Source organism: Streptococcus thermophilus, assembly GCF_010120595.1.
In the GTDB taxonomy this organism is placed as follows: Bacteria; Bacillota; Bacilli; order Lactobacillales; family Streptococcaceae; genus Streptococcus; species Streptococcus thermophilus.
This window is the reverse complement of sequence record NZ_CP038020.1, coordinates 1,543,816-1,559,019: the sequence shown is the minus strand read 5'-3', so window position 1 is coordinate 1,559,019 and position 15,204 is coordinate 1,543,816. Positions and strand designations below refer to the sequence as shown.

Genomic DNA, 15,204 nt, shown 5'->3' with positions numbered 1-15,204 from the left:
GTCGTTCTATAAATCGAATAATGTCATAGATGAAAGGAACTCATTTGCTAGTTCCTTTTTTTCGTAATCTAAAAACTCTGGCCGTTTCTTGACTAGGTTGTAACGTTTGGAGAGGTTCCATGTTCCAGTAGGATTGAGTTCAGGGTGATTGGAAACAAAGTCAATGGTTAAATCCCATTCACGTCGGTATCCAAGAGGACGCGAGTGATAGGTTACACCGTCAATCGTTACCGTCCCATAACTTCGGTGGGCATGACCGAAAACAACATCTTTAACGCTGTGCTTGACGAAAATCTTATGGAATTGTTCAGATCCTAAAAAAGCGTTAAAAGGTTTAAAACGCTCGTGAGTCATGGTGAAACGATTGTGAGGAACAAAATGCATGGCAACTATAAGTTTGCTAGTGTCCAAATCATTTAGAATATCGTCTAGCCTCTTGAGACCATTGTGACAGATTTCTGGATCGTTACCCAATCGCTTGAGGCGTCTGTCGAACCAGAGTTGCTTCTTACGTTTGAGAATCTTATCCAACTTTTCACCAGAATAGGAATAATCATACCATCCATGAAAGGCCAATAATGTCATACTTCCTAAATCAATTACCTGAAAATCCAGATTATCAATAAGGTCATCCTCTAAATCAAGCATATCATGATTGCCTAAATTAGAGGTAACCTTGACCTCCTTAGAAAGTTTGTGTAGAAAAGGTTTCGTGTCGATAAAATAATGGTTAGAAATATCACCAGCGATATGGAGGTGGGTGACCTTTTGATCTTTTAGACACTTTATAAGAGTATCAATTTCATATGTCTCAAAATGATTTAAATCAATATGTAAATCACTCATTACTGCAAGTCTTGTCATAGAAACATTGTAACAAAAAGGTCGTACCTTGTCCTTAGACGAAGATGATAAAAAATACTTGCCCTTGGGCTCTGTTTTCATTATGATAAGAATATGAATATCAAGTTAGAAATACAAAAGATGGCCAAGGAAATTGGCATTTCAAAAATTGGTTTTACAACCGCCGATGATTTCGACTATCTGGAAAAATCCCTTCGTCTTGGTGTCGAAGAAGGGCGAACAACAGGATTTGAACATAAAAATATTGAAGAGCGTATTTACCCCAAATTGAGCTTGGAATCAGCTAAAACCATCATATCTATTGCTGTGGCCTATCCGCATAAGTTGCCGCAACAACCCCAAAAAACAGAATTTAAGCGTGGCAAAATCACTCCAAATTCATGGGGCCTAGATTATCACTATGTTTTGCAGGATAAACTGAAACGTCTGGCAAAAGGTATTGAAAAACTAACGGAAAACTTCGAATATAAAGGTATGGTGGACACTGGAGCCTTGGTTGATACAGCAGTGGCTAAGCGAGCTGGAATAGGCTTTATCGGAAAGAATGGACTCGTTATCTCGAAAGAATACGGGTCTTACATGTATCTTGGCGAGCTTATCACTAATCTAGAGATTGAACCAGACCAAGAAGTTGACTATGGTTGTGGGGATTGCCGTCGTTGTCTGGATGCCTGTCCGACATCTTGTCTCATTGGTGATGGTACGATGAATGCTCGTCGTTGCCTATCCTTTCAAACCCAAGATAAGGGGATGATGGATATGGAGTTTCGAAAGAAGATAAAGACTGTTATCTATGGTTGTGACATCTGTCAGATTTCCTGTCCATATAACAGAGGTATCGACAATCCCTTGGCTTCAGACATTGATCCTGAGCTTGCCATGCCTGAATTGCTCCCATTTCTAGAGCTGACTAATAAGTCCTTTAAGGAGACATTTGGGATGATTGCCGGTTCCTGGCGAGGGAAGAATATTCTTCAACGTAATGCCATTATTGCCTTGGCTAACCTACATGATCGCAATGCTATTGTCAAACTGATGGAGATAATTGATAAGAATAATAATCCTATTCATACGGCAACGGCTATTTGGGCTCTCGGTGAGATTGTTAAGAAGCCCGATGAGGCTATGTTAGACTATATGAGGGGACTCTCACCAAAGGATGAGCACTCCCAAGCAGAGTGGGAGCTTGTGTGTGCAAAATGGCAAATTTAAGTGATTTATGCTAGAATTAAGCATAATACTATAAAATGGAGGAAACCTATCCATGGAAGTGGCAGAAATTCGCCAAAAAATCTCTGAAAATCAAGAGAAGCTCGTGAGCTTCGGGAGGTCTCTTTGACTTAGATCGTTTGGAAGAGAACATTGCGCTCCTTGAAAACAGAATGACTGAGCCAGATTTTTGGAATGATAATATTGCGGCTCAAAAGACCTCTCAAGAGTTAAATGAGCTCAAAATAAAATATGAAACTTTCAACAACATGAAAGAGCTCTCTGACGAGACAGAGCTTTATTTGGAAATGTTGGAAGAAGATGATAGCGTTCAAGAGGAACTCGAAGAAACGCTCGAAAAACTTGATAAGATTATGACAAGTTACGAGATGACGTTGCTTTTGTCTGAGCCATATGACCATAACAATGCCATTCTTGAAATTCATCCAGGATCTGGTGGAACTGAAGCTCAGGACTGGGCAGAAATGTTACTCCGTATGTACCAGCGTTATGGAAATGCCAAAGGTTTCAAAGTTGAGATTTTGGATTATCAGGCTGGTGATGAGGCTGGAATCAAATCTGTAACTCTTGCTTTTGAGGGACCTAATGCATATGGATTCCTCAAGTCAGAAATGGGTGTTCACCGTTTGGTTCGTATCTCACCATTTGACTCTGCTAAGCGTCGTCACACTTCATTTACATCAGTGGAAGTCATGCCTGAATTAGATGATACCATTGAAGTCGAAATCCGTGATGACGATATCAAGATGGATACTTTCCGATCAGGTGGTGCAGGTGGTCAGAACGTCAATAAGGTTTCTACCGGTGTGCGTTTGACTCACATTCCAACAGGTATTGTTGTATCTTCTACGGTTGACCGTACACAATACGGAAACAGAGACCGTGCTATGAAGATGCTTCAAGCTAAGCTCTATCAAATGGAGCAAGAAAAAAAAGCAGAAGAAGTGAATGCCTTGAAAGGTGATAAGAAAGAAATCACTTGGGGAAGCCAAATTCGCTCATATGTTTTCACCCCATATACCATGGTTAAAGATCACCGTACAGGCTATGAAGTTGCCCAGGTTGATAAAGTAATGGATGGGGATATTGAAGGTTTCATCGATGCCTACCTCAAGTGGCGTATGGAAGAATGGTAAGGATATACTGTTTTAAAGTATTAAGATACTCTATCTCAATGAAAGGAAGACTTTCAGCTATTTTAGTAGTTGAATAGTGATATTATGGCTCTTATTGAATTAAAAGACGTTACTAAGAAGTATGATAAGTCAACAACAGCCCTCAGACATATTGATTTATCTATCAATTCAGGGGAGTTTGTTTACTTGGTCGGTCCTTCTGGTGCAGGTAAATCAAGTCTAATCCGCTTGTTCTACCAAGAAGAAAAATTGACGAGTGGTTCTATGAAGGTTGGGGAGTTTGATTTAACTCGTCTTCGTAAGAAAGATGTACCACTCTTGCGACGTTCTATTGGAGTTGTTTTCCAGGATTACAAACTTCTTCCAAAGAAAACAGCTTTTGAAAATGTTGCCTATGCCATGGAAGTTATTGGTGAGAAACCTCGTCATATCAAGAAACGTGTGACAGAAGTCCTCGAGTTGGTTGGTCTCAAACACAAGATGCGTTCATTCCCAAATCAATTGTCTGGTGGTGAGCAACAACGTGTCGCTATTGCGCGTGCCATTGTTAATAATCCCAAGGTTTTGATTGCAGATGAACCAACAGGAAACTTGGACCCAGAGATTTCTTGGGAAATTATGCAGGTTCTTGAACGTATTAACTTACAAGGGACTACCATTATAATGGCAACCCATAACTCAACTATCGTTAATAATCTTCGACATCGTGTCGTAGCGATTGAGGAAGGTCGTATTGTTCGTGATGAAGAGAAAGGAGAGTACGGTTACCATGATTAGACGCTTTTTCCATCACTTAGGAGAATCTATTAAGAACCTCAAACGTAATTTATTGTCGACACTTACGGCAGTATTTTCGGTTATGATTGTCCTTTCGCTTTTAGGTGTATTTGGTTCTGTTATTCTTAACACGCAAAAATTGGCTTCAGATATTGAAAAGAATATTCAGGTCAATGTTTACTTGGATCCAGATTCAACAGATGCTTCAGAAACAGTCAAGGAACTTTCTGGACAAATCGTTGCCAATAAGGACTACCATAAAATTTATAATGCTTTGACTAAAATCAAAGGTGTAGATAAGGTTACTTTCTCTAGCAAAGAAGAACAAAAGAAACAACTCATTGAAACAATGGGGTCAAGTTTCGAGACTGCTACTGGCGATGCCAACCCTCTGTCAGATGTTTACATCGTTCAAACTAAATCACCAGATGATGTTAGTCGTGTTGCCAAGGAAGCAAAAGCTATTCAGGGCGTTGATAATGCTAACTTTGGTGGATCAGATACCGAAATTTTGATGGCTACTATGAAACGTGTTCAATTTTGGGGAATCATTGCTACAGCTCTCTTAACTATTGTAGCTGTCCTATTGATTTCAAATACCATCCGTATTACCATTATGTCACGTGCGACTGAAATTCAAATCATGCGTTTGGTCGGTGCGAAAAACTCATACATTCGTCGTCCTTACTTGATGGAGGGAGCTTGGATTGGAGCACTTGGTGCCATCATTCCTTCTGTTCTTATTTATGTTTTGTATCACATGGTTTACTCAACCTTAAACCCCGATTTTGTTAAAGGTGGTATTTCTATGTATGATGTAGACTGGTTTGTCTATGCAGTCATTGGCACCCTCTTCGCAGTCGGTATTATTATCGGTTCGATCGGGTCACGTATGGCCATGCGTCGTTATTTGAAATATTAAATAAGTCTAGAGAGAACTAATTTGGTTCTCTTTTTGTTTTGTCAAGAGAATCAGAAAAAGCAGATTTCCACTTATATCTCAAAATCATGGCTCAAAGCCCAAAATCAATCCTAGATTTGGTATAATGTTTAAAAACATTGGAAAAGAGATGCATTATGACAAAGTTAGCTACCATTTGTTATATTGACAATGGGAAGGAGCTTTTGCTCCTACATCGTAATAAAAAGCCTAATGATGTTCATGAAGGAAAGTGGATTTCTGTTGGGGGAAAACTAGAAGCGGGAGAAACGCCTGACGAATGTGCTCGTCGTGAAATTTTCGAGGAAACTCATTTGACAGTGAAAAAGATGGACTTCAAAGGTATGATTACCTTCCCAGAATTTACTCCGGGCCACGATTGGTATACCTATGTCTTTAAGGTGACTGATTTTGAAGGAAAACTCATTTCTGATGAGGAATCTCGTGAAGGGACACTTGAATGGGTACCATATGATCAGGTTTTAACTAAACAAACCTGGGAAGGTGACTATGAGATTTTTAAGTGGATTCTAGAAGATAAACCTTTCTTCTCTGCAAAATTTAGCTACGATTGTAACCAAAACTTGATAGATAAAACTGTAACATTTTATGATAAATAAAGGAGTAACTATGAGCTGTAAAAAGACAGAAAAATTTTCAGAAACATGGTTTTTTAAGTGGATTTTGAATAATCAGGCGGTAGTGTCCTTTCTAATCTTACTCTTGATTGGTTTGACGGTCTTGATTTTTACCAAAATTAGTCCAATTTTTTCACCAGTTATTCAATTTCTGACCATTATTATGTTGCCTCTGGTTATTTCCATGCTTCTTTATTATTTGATAAAACCTTTGGTGCTATTAGTTGAAAAAATTGGCTTAGATCGAACCATGGCTATCTTGGTTATCTATGCTATTCTTGCCTTACTCTTAGTTTGGGGAATTTCGACAGCTATTCCTAACTTACAAGATCAAATTTTGATTTTGCTTAAAAATGCCCCATCATACATTTCTCGTGCGAACAGTGAAACGGAACGTTGGTTGAAACTTCCTATTCTTTCCAATTTTCATGGTGATTTAGAGGCCATGCTTAGCGATTTTTCAGCGAGAATGGTCAATTATGCCGAGAACTTTTCTACTTCAGCTCTTAGTTGGATTGGGACCTTTGCTAGCACAGTTGCAAGAGTAACAGTTGCTATCATTTTGACACCATTCATTCTTTTTTATCTCTTAAGAGATAGTCAAAAGCTAAAACATAGCTTTGTCTCAGCTTTACCGACGCGCTTTCGGGAAACGACTGTCCGTATGCTTTCAGATATCAATAATCAGCTTGAATGTTATGTTCGAGGTCAAGTGACAGTAGCGATTGTCATAGCAATTATGTTCTGTATCATGTTCAAGATTGTTGGGCTTCGTTATGGCATGACTTTTGGTATTTTAGCAGGATTTCTAAACATGATTCCTTATCTTGGAAGTTTTATAGCTATGGTACCGGTTGTTATTATGGGATTGGTTCAAGGCCCTACTATGCTAATCAAGGTTCTCATCATTTTTGTTATCGAGCAAACTATTGAAGGACGTTTTGTTTCTCCACTTGTTCTGGGAAATAAACTAAGTATTCACCCTATTACCATTATGTTCATTCTTTTGACAGCAGGTTCTCTTTACGGTGTTTGGGGAGTACTGTTGGGTATTCCAATTTACGCTTCTGTCAAGGTTATTGTTAAGGAGATTTTTGATTGGTACCGTTCTGTAAGTAATCTTTACCAAGATGACATTGAAATTAAAGGACAAAAATACGATGTTAAATAGTGAAAAAATGGTTGCTTCTATTGAGAAGCAAGATTTACACCATGCGGATAAATATTTAAAAAAAGCTTTAAATGAGGATCCAGCAGAGGTTCTTGTTGAGTTGGCCGAATATTTAGAGTCTATTGGCTTTTTACCACAGGCACAGGAAATTTACGAAAAAGTTCGTTTTGATTTTCCAGAGGTCAATGTTAACTTAGCACAAATTGCAGCCGAAGATGGTAATATTGAAGAAGCGTTTCTCTATTTAGATGCTATTCCTGAGGAGTCTGAGGACTATTTGTCTGCGTTGATTGTAAAGGCAGACCTTTACCAAATGGAGGGCTTAACGGATGTAGCCCGTGACAAGTTGTTGGAAGCAAGTCAACTATCAGATGACTCATTGATTATTTTTGGTTTGGCTGAGATGGAGTTTGAACTCGGAAACTTTGAGCAAGCCATTCAATACTATGCCAAACTGGATAATCGTGATCTTCTTGCAACAACTGGCGTTTCTACTTATGAGCGTATCGGTAAGTCTTATGCCAGTCTTGGTAAATTTGAAGCTGCTCGTGAATTTTTGGAAAAAGCCATTGAAATTGAATACAATGACACCATTGCTTTTGAATTAGCCACTCTACTATATGATCAAGAAGAGTATCAAAAAGCTAATTTCTACTTTAAGCAGATAGAAACCATGTCTTCCGATTTTGAGGGTTATGAGTATAATTACGCTCTATCGCTTCACGCTGAACATCGAACAGAAGAAGCTTTACGTATGACGCAGCAAGGCATTTCGAAGAATGCTTTTGATGTTCAATTACTTTTGTTTGCATCACAGTTATCCTATGAATTACATGACACCCAGTCGGCTGAATCCTATTTGAAGCAGGCTTTACCGCTAGCGGAAGATAATGATGAAATCGTCTTACGTTTAAGTGCTCTTTATTTGGAAGAAGAACGTTTCGATGATCTTGCAGCTTTAGCTGATTACGAGGTTGATTCTGTTTTGGCTCGTTGGAATATCGCCAGGGCTTATCAAGCACTTGATGATGAAGAAGAAGCCTTTCAAATCTATCAAGATTTGTCTAAAGATTTGGCTGATAATCCTGAATTCTTACAGGATTATGCATATATTCTAAGAGAATTTGGTTACAGAGACCAGGCGCGTGTAACAGCAGAAAAATACCTTGCCTTGGTGCCAGACGATGTCAATATGCAAACGTTTCTTGAAGATTATTAAGCTTTAAAATGCTATAATTAGTAGTTTATAGAGAAAAAGGGGAGCGCGAATCTTACTCAACTTCCTCTTTTTTTATTTGTCTATTTATGTTATAATTTTATTGGAACCCATAAGGAGTAAATATGGTTAAGAGAGATTTAATTCGAAATATTATCATAGCAGTTCTTGCCATTGTAGTGATTTCATTGTTAAGAGTTTTTGTGTTATCAACACACCGTGTAACCGAAGGTCAGGCGAATGACTATATTCATGCAGGTGATTATGTTACTTTCAATAAAAAGGTTGAACCGCATATTAAGGACTTTATCCTGTATACGGTTAATGGTAAGGAATATACCGGCCGTGTCATTGCAGATGAAGGTAAGAGTGTAACAGCTATGGATGATTTTCTTTATGTTAATGATAAACCAGTTGAAGAAACCTATATCAGCAAAGATAAGTCAGCTTATTTAGCAACCGTTTCACCTGGGAATTTTTTCACAGATGATTTTTCAATTGGAACATTGACTGATAATAAGCAAACTAAAATCAAGAAGGGGCAGTACCTTGTATTGAACGATAATCGTCGTGATACTGAAGATAGTCGTAAGTTTGGTCTTATTGAAAAAGACCAAATCAAGGGAGTTATCTCTTTCAGATTGTACCCTCTATCTCGCTTCGGTTTTGTTGATGTGGATTAATATTTCAATACCACTAAAAAAGCTGGAACTTATCAAAAGTCTCCAGCTTTTTTAGTGGTATTGGTTTTAGCGAATGCTATTGTGGAAGAAATTAAGGCTTACTACGAAAAAGAATCTAAAGTTTAAGTTATACGGTTAACCCATCAATATGATGGGTTTTTATGCTATAATCGAGGTAAATAGTAAATACAGTAAAAGGAGCGCTTATGGCCTACGACCTACTCTTAGAGCGTTTTCTACGCTATGCCAAAATTAATACACGTAGTGATGAAAATGCAACAAGGACGCCAACAACACAAAGCCAGGTAGATTTTGCTTTGAATATTCTAAAACCAGAATTGGAAGAACTAGGGTTAAGTAACATCCATTATTTGGAAAGTAATGGTTACCTAGTGGCAACCCTGCCGGCTAACGATGACCGATTAACACGTAAGATTGGTTTCATCTCTCATATGGATACTGCAGATTTTAACGCAGAAGGAGTATCACCCCAAGTTATTGAATCCTATGATGGGGGTATTATTCCTCTTGGAACTTCAGGTTATAACCTAGATCCAGCTGATTTCCCTAATCTCCAGAATTACATCGGTCAGACACTTATTACGACAGATGGCACCACTCTTCTTGGAGCTGATGATAAATCCGGTATTGCTGAGATTATGACAGCATTGGCTCATTTGAAGGCAAATCCTGAAATCAAACATTGTGAAATTCGTGTAGGCTTTGGTCCTGATGAAGAAATTGGAATTGGCGCAGATAAATTTGATGTTGATGATTTTGATGTCGATTTTGCCTACACTGTTGACGGTGGTCCATTGGGTGAATTGCAGTATGAAACCTTCTCTGCCGCGGGTGCAGAGCTGATATTTCATGGCCGTAATGTTCACCCTGGAACAGCAAAAGGTCAGATGGTCAATGCTTTGCAATTAGCAATTGATTTTCATAATCAGTTACCAGCAGAAGATCGTCCAGAGTTGACGGATGGTTATCAAGGTTTCAACCATCTTCAAACAATGACAGGTACTGTTGAAGAAGCAAATTCATCATATATCATTCGTGATTTTGAGACAGAGTCTTTTGAAAATCGTAAAGCAGCCTTCCGAAAGATTGCCGATGAAATGAATAAAACTTATGGTCAGACACGAGTTGATTTGGTAATTAAGGATCAATACTATAACATGCGTCAAGTCATTGAAAAAAATATGATGCCTGTTGAGTTGGCTAAGGAGGTTATGGAGGACCTAGGAATTGTTCCAGTGATTGAGCCAATACGTGGTGGAACAGATGGTTCAAAGATATCCTTCATGGGCATTCCAACGCCAAACCTTTTTGCAGGTGGTGAAAATATGCATGGTCGTTATGAGTACGTTTCTTTGCAGACAATGGAAAAAGCTGTAGATGTTATTCTTGGAATTGTCAGTAAATCTTAATTGTGCTTGCTAAAAGCTGATTTTATGGTAAAATTAGAAGTAATGGAGGTGCTGAGATGATTAAAATTTTCGGCAAGTATCGTTACCATTGGCAACCCGAATTATCTTGGCTTATCATTTATTGGTCTTTAGCCATCACGCCAATCTTTATTGCAGGGGTCCTTCTGTTCGAGTTGTACTCGGTGCCCTCACATATTTTGATGCTTTTCACTATTTTTGTTGCTTTATTTGGTCTAGGGTTTCATCGTTACTTTATTATTGAAGATTATGGAATATTGCGTATTGTTTCTTTCAATATTTTTAAACCGCGTAAGGTGCAGATTAGTGATATTGAAAAAGTGGAAGTTATCAAAACCGGCTTGTGCCTCATTTTTAAAAATGGAAAGAAATGTCAGTTTTATATGAGAAAGTGGCCTAAGAAATATTTCTTAGATGCTTTAGCGCTTCATCCTAATTTCAAAGGTGAGGTAGAACTAATGGATTATATGACTAATTTTGATTATTTTGCATTTTATGAGGAACCAAAAAAAGCCCTCAAGATTAAACTTCGCAAATAAGGGCTTTAGTAGGACAAGATTTGACAGCTGTCAAAGTCTCGGGGCTATTTTCAATCGTTCTACTAAGTTGGTCGCTATCTTTAAACCTAACGATTCCTTCGTCATCATAATCAAAGACGGGAGAGTAGGTTTGGCACAAACCACAAGCGATACATTTTTCTGGAATTAATGATACTTTCATAGTATTATTTTAAAATAGATTTATTGTTTTTACAAGGAGAAAATCATGAGTAAAAAACCATGGGAAGATAAGGTTTCTGAAGAAGAGTCGGAAGAAGTAGTTGATGCTGATTTTCTAGATGATGAAGATGAGTTTGAGGATTTTGAAGAAGAGGGAAACACTTCTTCAGATGAGGATCAAGAAAAAAGTAGCTTCATTAATTCGTCATTCTTGACAGTCTTGCTTAGCTTGTTCTTTATTATTGTTGTATGTATTTTGTTCTTTGTTTTCTATACATCAAATATTGGAGGAAGTAAAACTGCGGCGTCTAAGGAATCTTTAGGTTTCTCTTCAACTTCAACTAGCAAAGTCGTTAAATCTTCATCAAGCAAAAAAGATTCAAGTATGGGTGAAGATAGTGAGAAGTCAACTAAAGAGAAATCATCATCAACGAAAGCATCCAGCTCTTCTAAACATGTTGAAAAAGGCTATGCAACTGACTCAGCTGCAACAACACCATCAAGTGCTACAGCAGCAACTGACGGTTCATCAATCGTTGTTCAACCTGGCGAAGGTGCAGCTTCTATCGCAGCTCGTGCAGGTATCTCTGTAGATGAGTTGCAACGTCTGAACCCAGACCACATGACAAATGGATACTGGTTTGCTAACCCAGGAGATGTTGTTAAGGTTCAATAATTTAAAAGCAAAGGAACATCATGAAAGATATTAGAATTGCTATTGATGGTCCTGCGTCAAGTGGAAAAAGTACAGTAGCCAAGATTATCGCAAAAAATCTTGGCTATACTTATCTTGATACAGGAGCTATGTATCGTTCTGCAACTTATCTAGCTTTGCAGAATGGTTTGACTGAGGAAAATGTACCAGAAATTTTAGATCAACTCTCGCAACACCCTATTTCATTTGGGAAAGCGGCAGATGGTAGTCCAAAAGTTTATGTTGGTGATGTTGATATTACACATCCAATTCGTGATAATCAAGTTACAAATAACGTCTCTTGGGTAGCGGCTATTCCAGAAGTACGTCAAGAACTCGTTTCACAACAACAGCGTATTGCTCAGGAAGGTGGTATCATCATGGATGGTCGTGATATTGGTACAGTGGTTTTACCTGATGCAGAACTCAAGATTTTCATGATTGCTTCTGTTGATGAACGTGCAGAACGTCGTTATAAGGAAAATATTGAAAAAGGTATTCCTGCTGATCTCGAGACACTTAAAAAAGAAATTGCTGAACGTGACTATAAAGATAGTCACCGTGAGGTATCACCTCTTAGACCAGCTGAAGATGCCATCACTTTTGATACTACAGGTGTGTCTATTGATGGTGTTGTGGAATTTATTCAAGAAAAAGCAAAAAAAATTATTGACAAAGGATGACTCACTTGTTATACTAATAGCAATGAGAAAAGCAGAAGTGAGAACTTCTCGCCTTGCGACTTAGGTTGTCTGGCCCAACATGTCAAATCCTTAAAGGGATATTATGTGTGCGGGCTTGTATATCAAGTCCGCTTTGTTTTTCTCTAAAAAAATAAAGAGGTGAAGATCATAGCTAAGAAAGATCTATTCATTAATGATGAAATTCGCGTTCGTGAAGTTCGTCTTGTTGGTCTTGATGGTGAACAATTGGGCATCAAACCATTGTCAGAAGCACAGGCTATTGCAGATGATGCAAATGTTGACCTGGTTCTTATCCAACCACAAGCTACGCCACCTGTTGCGAAGATTATGAACTATGGTAAGTTCAAATTTGAGTATCAAAAGAAACAAAAAGAACAACGTAAGAAACAAAGCGTTGTTACTGTTAAGGAAGTTCGTTTGAGTCCAGTTATCGATAAAGGTGACTTTGAAACAAAACTTCGTAACGGCCGTAAATTCCTTGAAAAAGGAAACAAGGTAAAAGTTTCTATCCGATTCAAAGGCCGTATGATTACTCATAAAGAAATCGGAGCTAAGGTATTGGCGGAATTTGCTGAAAAAACACAAGATATTGCGATTATTGAGCAAAGAGCTAAGATGGATGGACGTCAAATGTTCATGCAACTTGCACCAATTCCTGACAAAAAATAATTGTCAAATTAACACTATTTTAAGAGGAGAATTTTAAAATGCCAAAACAAAAAACACACCGCGCATCAGCTAAACGTTTCAAACGTACAGGTTCAGGTGGATTGAAACGCTTCCGTGCCTTCACATCTCACCGTTTCCACGGTAAAACTAAAAAACAACGTCGTCACCTTCGTAAAGCGTCAATGGTACATTCAGGTGACTTTAAACGTATTAAATCAATGGTTTCACAAATGCGTTAATCCGCTACAAGCATTTTAAATTAACTAAACTAGAACTAATTCGGAGGAATATATAAATGGCTCGTGTTAAAGGTGGCGTTGTATCACGCAAACGTCGTAAACGTGTATTGAAACTTGCTAAAGGTTACTATGGTGCAAAACACATCTTGTTCCGTACTGCAAAAGAACAAGTAATGAACTCTTACTACTATGCATACCGTGACCGTCGTCAAAAGAAACGTGATTTCCGTAAACTTTGGATCACACGTATCAATGCGGCAGCTCGTTTGAACGGTTTGTCATACTCACAATTGATGCACGGTTTGAAATTGGCTGAAATTGAAGTTAACCGTAAAATGCTTGCTGATTTGGCAGTTAACGATGCAGCAGCTTTCACAGCTCTTGCAGATGCAGCTAAAGCAAAACTTGGTAAATAGTGATTAAGATGGGTTTTACCCATCTTTTTTTGTCTCACGAAAACCATTAGCTGTGCTAGTGGTTTTCGAAAAGCTTTTAGCGATGTATCAAATAATCCTCCAACTAAAGTGTTTCATTAGATAAGGTTTTCCGACCATTAATTAGTATATTAAAGGAGGATTCTTGATAAGACAGAATAATAGTTTAGCACATACTACATGGAATTGTAAGTATCATATTGTATTCGCCCCGAAATATAGACGTCAAATAATCTATGGGAAATACAAAGCAAATATTGGTCAAATCTTCCGATTATTATGTGAAAGAAAAGGCATTGAAATTCATGAAGCAGAAGCTTGCCCAGATCATATTTACATGTTGGTGAGTATACCACTGAAGCTAAGTATCTCCTCATTTATGGGATATTTAAAGGGTAAAAGTAGCTTAATGATATTCGACCGATACGCTAATTTAAAGTATAAATATGGGAATCGCAAATTTTGGTATCGAGGGCTTTATGTTGATACGGTTGGGCGAAATCAGAAGCGAATTGAAGCATATATTCGTAATCAATTACAAGAAGACGTGATAGCAGATCAGCTCAGTCTTTTCGAGGAATATGATCCGTTTACAGGTGAGAAGAATAAAAGAAAGTAGTCTAAAATAGACCCGCTAGTCGGGTCAGCTAGCAAAGGTGGTGCTGAAGGGAAACCATTCGGTAGGCCTTTAGGCCTCGGCTGGTAGCAGAGGCTTTCAGCCAAAGAGCAAACCACCCGTTCTCACGGGTGGTTTTGATTAAAAGGAGTTAAATATGATTTGTTTGGAAAAGGTAGAAGATATTCCAAGACTACAGGAACTTTTCGCGCAAATCCTAATCGTTCATCATCAAGCTCGTCCTGATGTCCTTAAAGTAAAAGGAAGTAAGTTTACGGATAAAGAGTTAGAAGGAGTAATAGGGGATGCAAATAAACCTCTATTTGTCTATGAAGATGAGGCTGGAACGATCTTGTGTCATCTCTTCTTGATAATTAAAGAAGTATCTGAAAATGATGGTCCTCAAAAACCTATTAAACTCTCTTCATTGATGATCTTTGTGTTGAAGAAAAAGCTCGTGGACAAAAATTAGGAGAGAAGCTTTATCAATTTGCTTTGGACTATGCTACGGAGCAAGAATGTTATAATGCAACACTTCACGTATGGAATGATAACCAAGGTGCTCTAGATTTTTATGAGCATTTGGGAGCGAAACCGAGATATACAGAAATGAAAACTATCCTAAAATAGTAGTTTTTCACAAGATGAATTCAACTTATTTTTTATATCAAAAAGCAGCCCACAGATGTGACTGCTTCTTGATGATTAGTTTTTCTTTTTCATTTCACCATGTGGGTAGTAAGTCCCTTCTGGCATATCGTTAATGAAAACATGGATAGCTTCCTTGGGAGCTTTTGCAACACGTGATACAACTTCAGTAACTTCGCGAGCAAGTTCAATTTTTTGTTCTTCTGAACGACCTTCAAAGAGATCAATTTTTACAAATGGCATAATGCATCTCCTTAGTTTTGATAGTCCTATTATAGCACTAATTAAGAGAAGATTCTAAAGTTTTTGGAAATTCTCGAAATAATGCTAGACTATGAATTAATTTGAAAGTAGTAGGTGCCTTATGATCTTAAAAAC

General features: G+C 38.0%; 19 protein-coding genes, 1 pseudogene and 1 other annotated feature. Of the genes and pseudogenes, 17 read left to right on the top strand and 3 right to left on the bottom strand.

The window, feature by feature from the left end:
* Window positions 1-6 precede the first annotated feature (6 nt).
* Window positions 7-864 (bottom strand): metallophosphoesterase, encoded by an 858-nt coding sequence (locus E3C75_RS08255; protein WP_023909690.1) that lies wholly within the window; start codon window positions 862-864, stop codon window positions 7-9.
* Between the two features lie 93 nt (window positions 865-957).
* Between E3C75_RS08255 and queG the strand changes: the two genes are divergently transcribed.
* The 10 genes from queG (at window position 958) to E3C75_RS08205 (ending at window position 10,642) form a co-directional block, all read left to right on the top strand.
* Window positions 958-2,076, top strand: coding sequence for a tRNA epoxyqueuosine(34) reductase QueG (queG, locus tag E3C75_RS08250; protein WP_002953100.1), 1,119 nt, complete (start codon window positions 958-960; stop codon window positions 2,074-2,076).
* A 52-nt stretch (window positions 2,077-2,128) separates the two neighbouring features.
* A protein-coding gene (prfB, locus tag E3C75_RS08245) for a peptide chain release factor 2 (protein WP_111679620.1) occupies window positions 2,129-3,230 on the top strand; the annotation gives its coding sequence in 2 pieces (ribosomal slippage) (window positions 2,129-2,200 and window positions 2,202-3,230; 1,101 coding nt in all).
* Between the two features lie 84 nt (window positions 3,231-3,314).
* The gene (gene ftsE, locus E3C75_RS08240; RefSeq protein WP_084829221.1) at window positions 3,315-4,007 is read left to right on the top strand and encodes a cell division ATP-binding protein FtsE; all 693 of its coding nucleotides are present in this window, start codon (window positions 3,315-3,317) and stop codon (window positions 4,005-4,007) included.
* Window positions 4,000-4,929, top strand: a complete 930-nt coding sequence (gene ftsX, locus E3C75_RS08235; RefSeq protein WP_084828856.1) for a permease-like cell division protein FtsX — start codon at window positions 4,000-4,002, stop codon at window positions 4,927-4,929. Before ftsE ends, ftsX begins: the two co-directional genes overlap by 8 nt.
* A gap of 155 nt (window positions 4,930-5,084) precedes the next feature.
* Window positions 5,085-5,567 (top strand): NUDIX hydrolase, encoded by a 483-nt coding sequence (locus E3C75_RS08230; RefSeq protein WP_011226072.1) that lies wholly within the window; start codon window positions 5,085-5,087, stop codon window positions 5,565-5,567.
* A 10-nt stretch (window positions 5,568-5,577) separates the two neighbouring features.
* Window positions 5,578-6,756 (top strand): AI-2E family transporter, encoded by a 1,179-nt coding sequence (locus tag E3C75_RS08225; protein ID WP_023909688.1) that lies wholly within the window; start codon window positions 5,578-5,580, stop codon window positions 6,754-6,756.
* Window positions 6,746-7,975: a tetratricopeptide repeat protein gene (locus E3C75_RS08220; protein ID WP_064355902.1), complete on the top strand. Its 1,230-nt coding sequence runs from the start codon at window positions 6,746-6,748 to the stop codon at window positions 7,973-7,975. Before E3C75_RS08225 ends, E3C75_RS08220 begins: the two co-directional genes overlap by 11 nt.
* 122 nt (window positions 7,976-8,097) lie before the next feature.
* Complete coding sequence (lepB, locus tag E3C75_RS08215; RefSeq protein WP_100262463.1) at window positions 8,098-8,655, top strand: signal peptidase I; 558 nt, start codon at window positions 8,098-8,100, stop codon at window positions 8,653-8,655.
* A 206-nt stretch (window positions 8,656-8,861) separates the two neighbouring features.
* Entirely contained in the window at window positions 8,862-10,085 is a 1,224-nt protein-coding gene (pepT, locus tag E3C75_RS08210) for a peptidase T (RefSeq protein WP_084830662.1), read from the top strand.
* A 56-nt stretch (window positions 10,086-10,141) separates the two neighbouring features.
* Window positions 10,142-10,642 (top strand): EbsA family protein, encoded by a 501-nt coding sequence (locus E3C75_RS08205; protein ID WP_084828852.1) that lies wholly within the window; start codon window positions 10,142-10,144, stop codon window positions 10,640-10,642.
* Here the strand turns inward: E3C75_RS08205 and E3C75_RS08200 are convergent.
* Window positions 10,626-10,823: a ferredoxin gene (locus tag E3C75_RS08200; RefSeq protein WP_011681189.1), complete on the bottom strand. Its 198-nt coding sequence runs from the start codon at window positions 10,821-10,823 to the stop codon at window positions 10,626-10,628. The two genes, E3C75_RS08205 and E3C75_RS08200, sit on opposite strands and share 17 nt — an antisense overlap.
* A 45-nt stretch (window positions 10,824-10,868) precedes the next feature.
* Here E3C75_RS08200 and E3C75_RS08195 point away from each other — a divergent pair, with 45 nt between their 5' ends.
* From E3C75_RS08195 to E3C75_RS08165, 7 genes and pseudogenes are all read left to right on the top strand, one after another.
* On the top strand, window positions 10,869-11,498 hold the full coding sequence (locus tag E3C75_RS08195) for an SAG1386/EF1546 family surface-associated protein (RefSeq protein ID WP_084828851.1): 630 nt from the start codon (window positions 10,869-10,871) through the stop codon (window positions 11,496-11,498).
* A 20-nt stretch (window positions 11,499-11,518) separates the two neighbouring features.
* Window positions 11,519-12,199, top strand: coding sequence for a (d)CMP kinase (cmk, locus tag E3C75_RS08190; RefSeq protein WP_014621653.1), 681 nt, complete (start codon window positions 11,519-11,521; stop codon window positions 12,197-12,199).
* A gap of 23 nt (window positions 12,200-12,222) precedes the next feature.
* Window positions 12,223-12,345, top strand: a sequence feature (ribosomal protein L20 leader region).
* A gap of 13 nt (window positions 12,346-12,358) precedes the next feature.
* Window positions 12,359-12,889 carry a translation initiation factor IF-3 gene (infC, locus tag E3C75_RS08185; protein WP_084828850.1) on the top strand — a complete coding sequence of 177 codons (531 nt, stop codon included), beginning with the start codon at window positions 12,359-12,361 and terminating at the stop codon, window positions 12,887-12,889.
* Between the two features lie 38 nt (window positions 12,890-12,927).
* Window positions 12,928-13,128 carry a 50S ribosomal protein L35 gene (rpmI, locus tag E3C75_RS08180; RefSeq protein WP_011226064.1) on the top strand — a complete coding sequence of 67 codons (201 nt, stop codon included), beginning with the start codon at window positions 12,928-12,930 and terminating at the stop codon, window positions 13,126-13,128.
* A gap of 56 nt (window positions 13,129-13,184) precedes the next feature.
* A complete protein-coding gene (gene rplT, locus E3C75_RS08175) occupies window positions 13,185-13,544 on the top strand; it encodes a 50S ribosomal protein L20 (protein WP_002885090.1) in 360 nt (119 codons plus the stop codon).
* Between the two features lie 166 nt (window positions 13,545-13,710).
* Window positions 13,711-14,181 carry an IS200/IS605 family transposase gene (gene tnpA, locus E3C75_RS08170; protein WP_111679778.1) on the top strand — a complete coding sequence of 157 codons (471 nt, stop codon included), beginning with the start codon at window positions 13,711-13,713 and terminating at the stop codon, window positions 14,179-14,181.
* Between the two features lie 154 nt (window positions 14,182-14,335).
* Window positions 14,336-14,808: pseudogene (locus E3C75_RS08165) on the top strand (GNAT family N-acetyltransferase).
* 75 nt (window positions 14,809-14,883) lie between these two features.
* Here the strand turns inward: E3C75_RS08165 and E3C75_RS08160 are convergent.
* On the bottom strand, window positions 14,884-15,069 hold the full coding sequence (locus E3C75_RS08160) for a 4-oxalocrotonate tautomerase (protein WP_002950885.1): 186 nt from the start codon (window positions 15,067-15,069) through the stop codon (window positions 14,884-14,886).
* Window positions 15,070-15,204 lie beyond the last annotated feature (135 nt).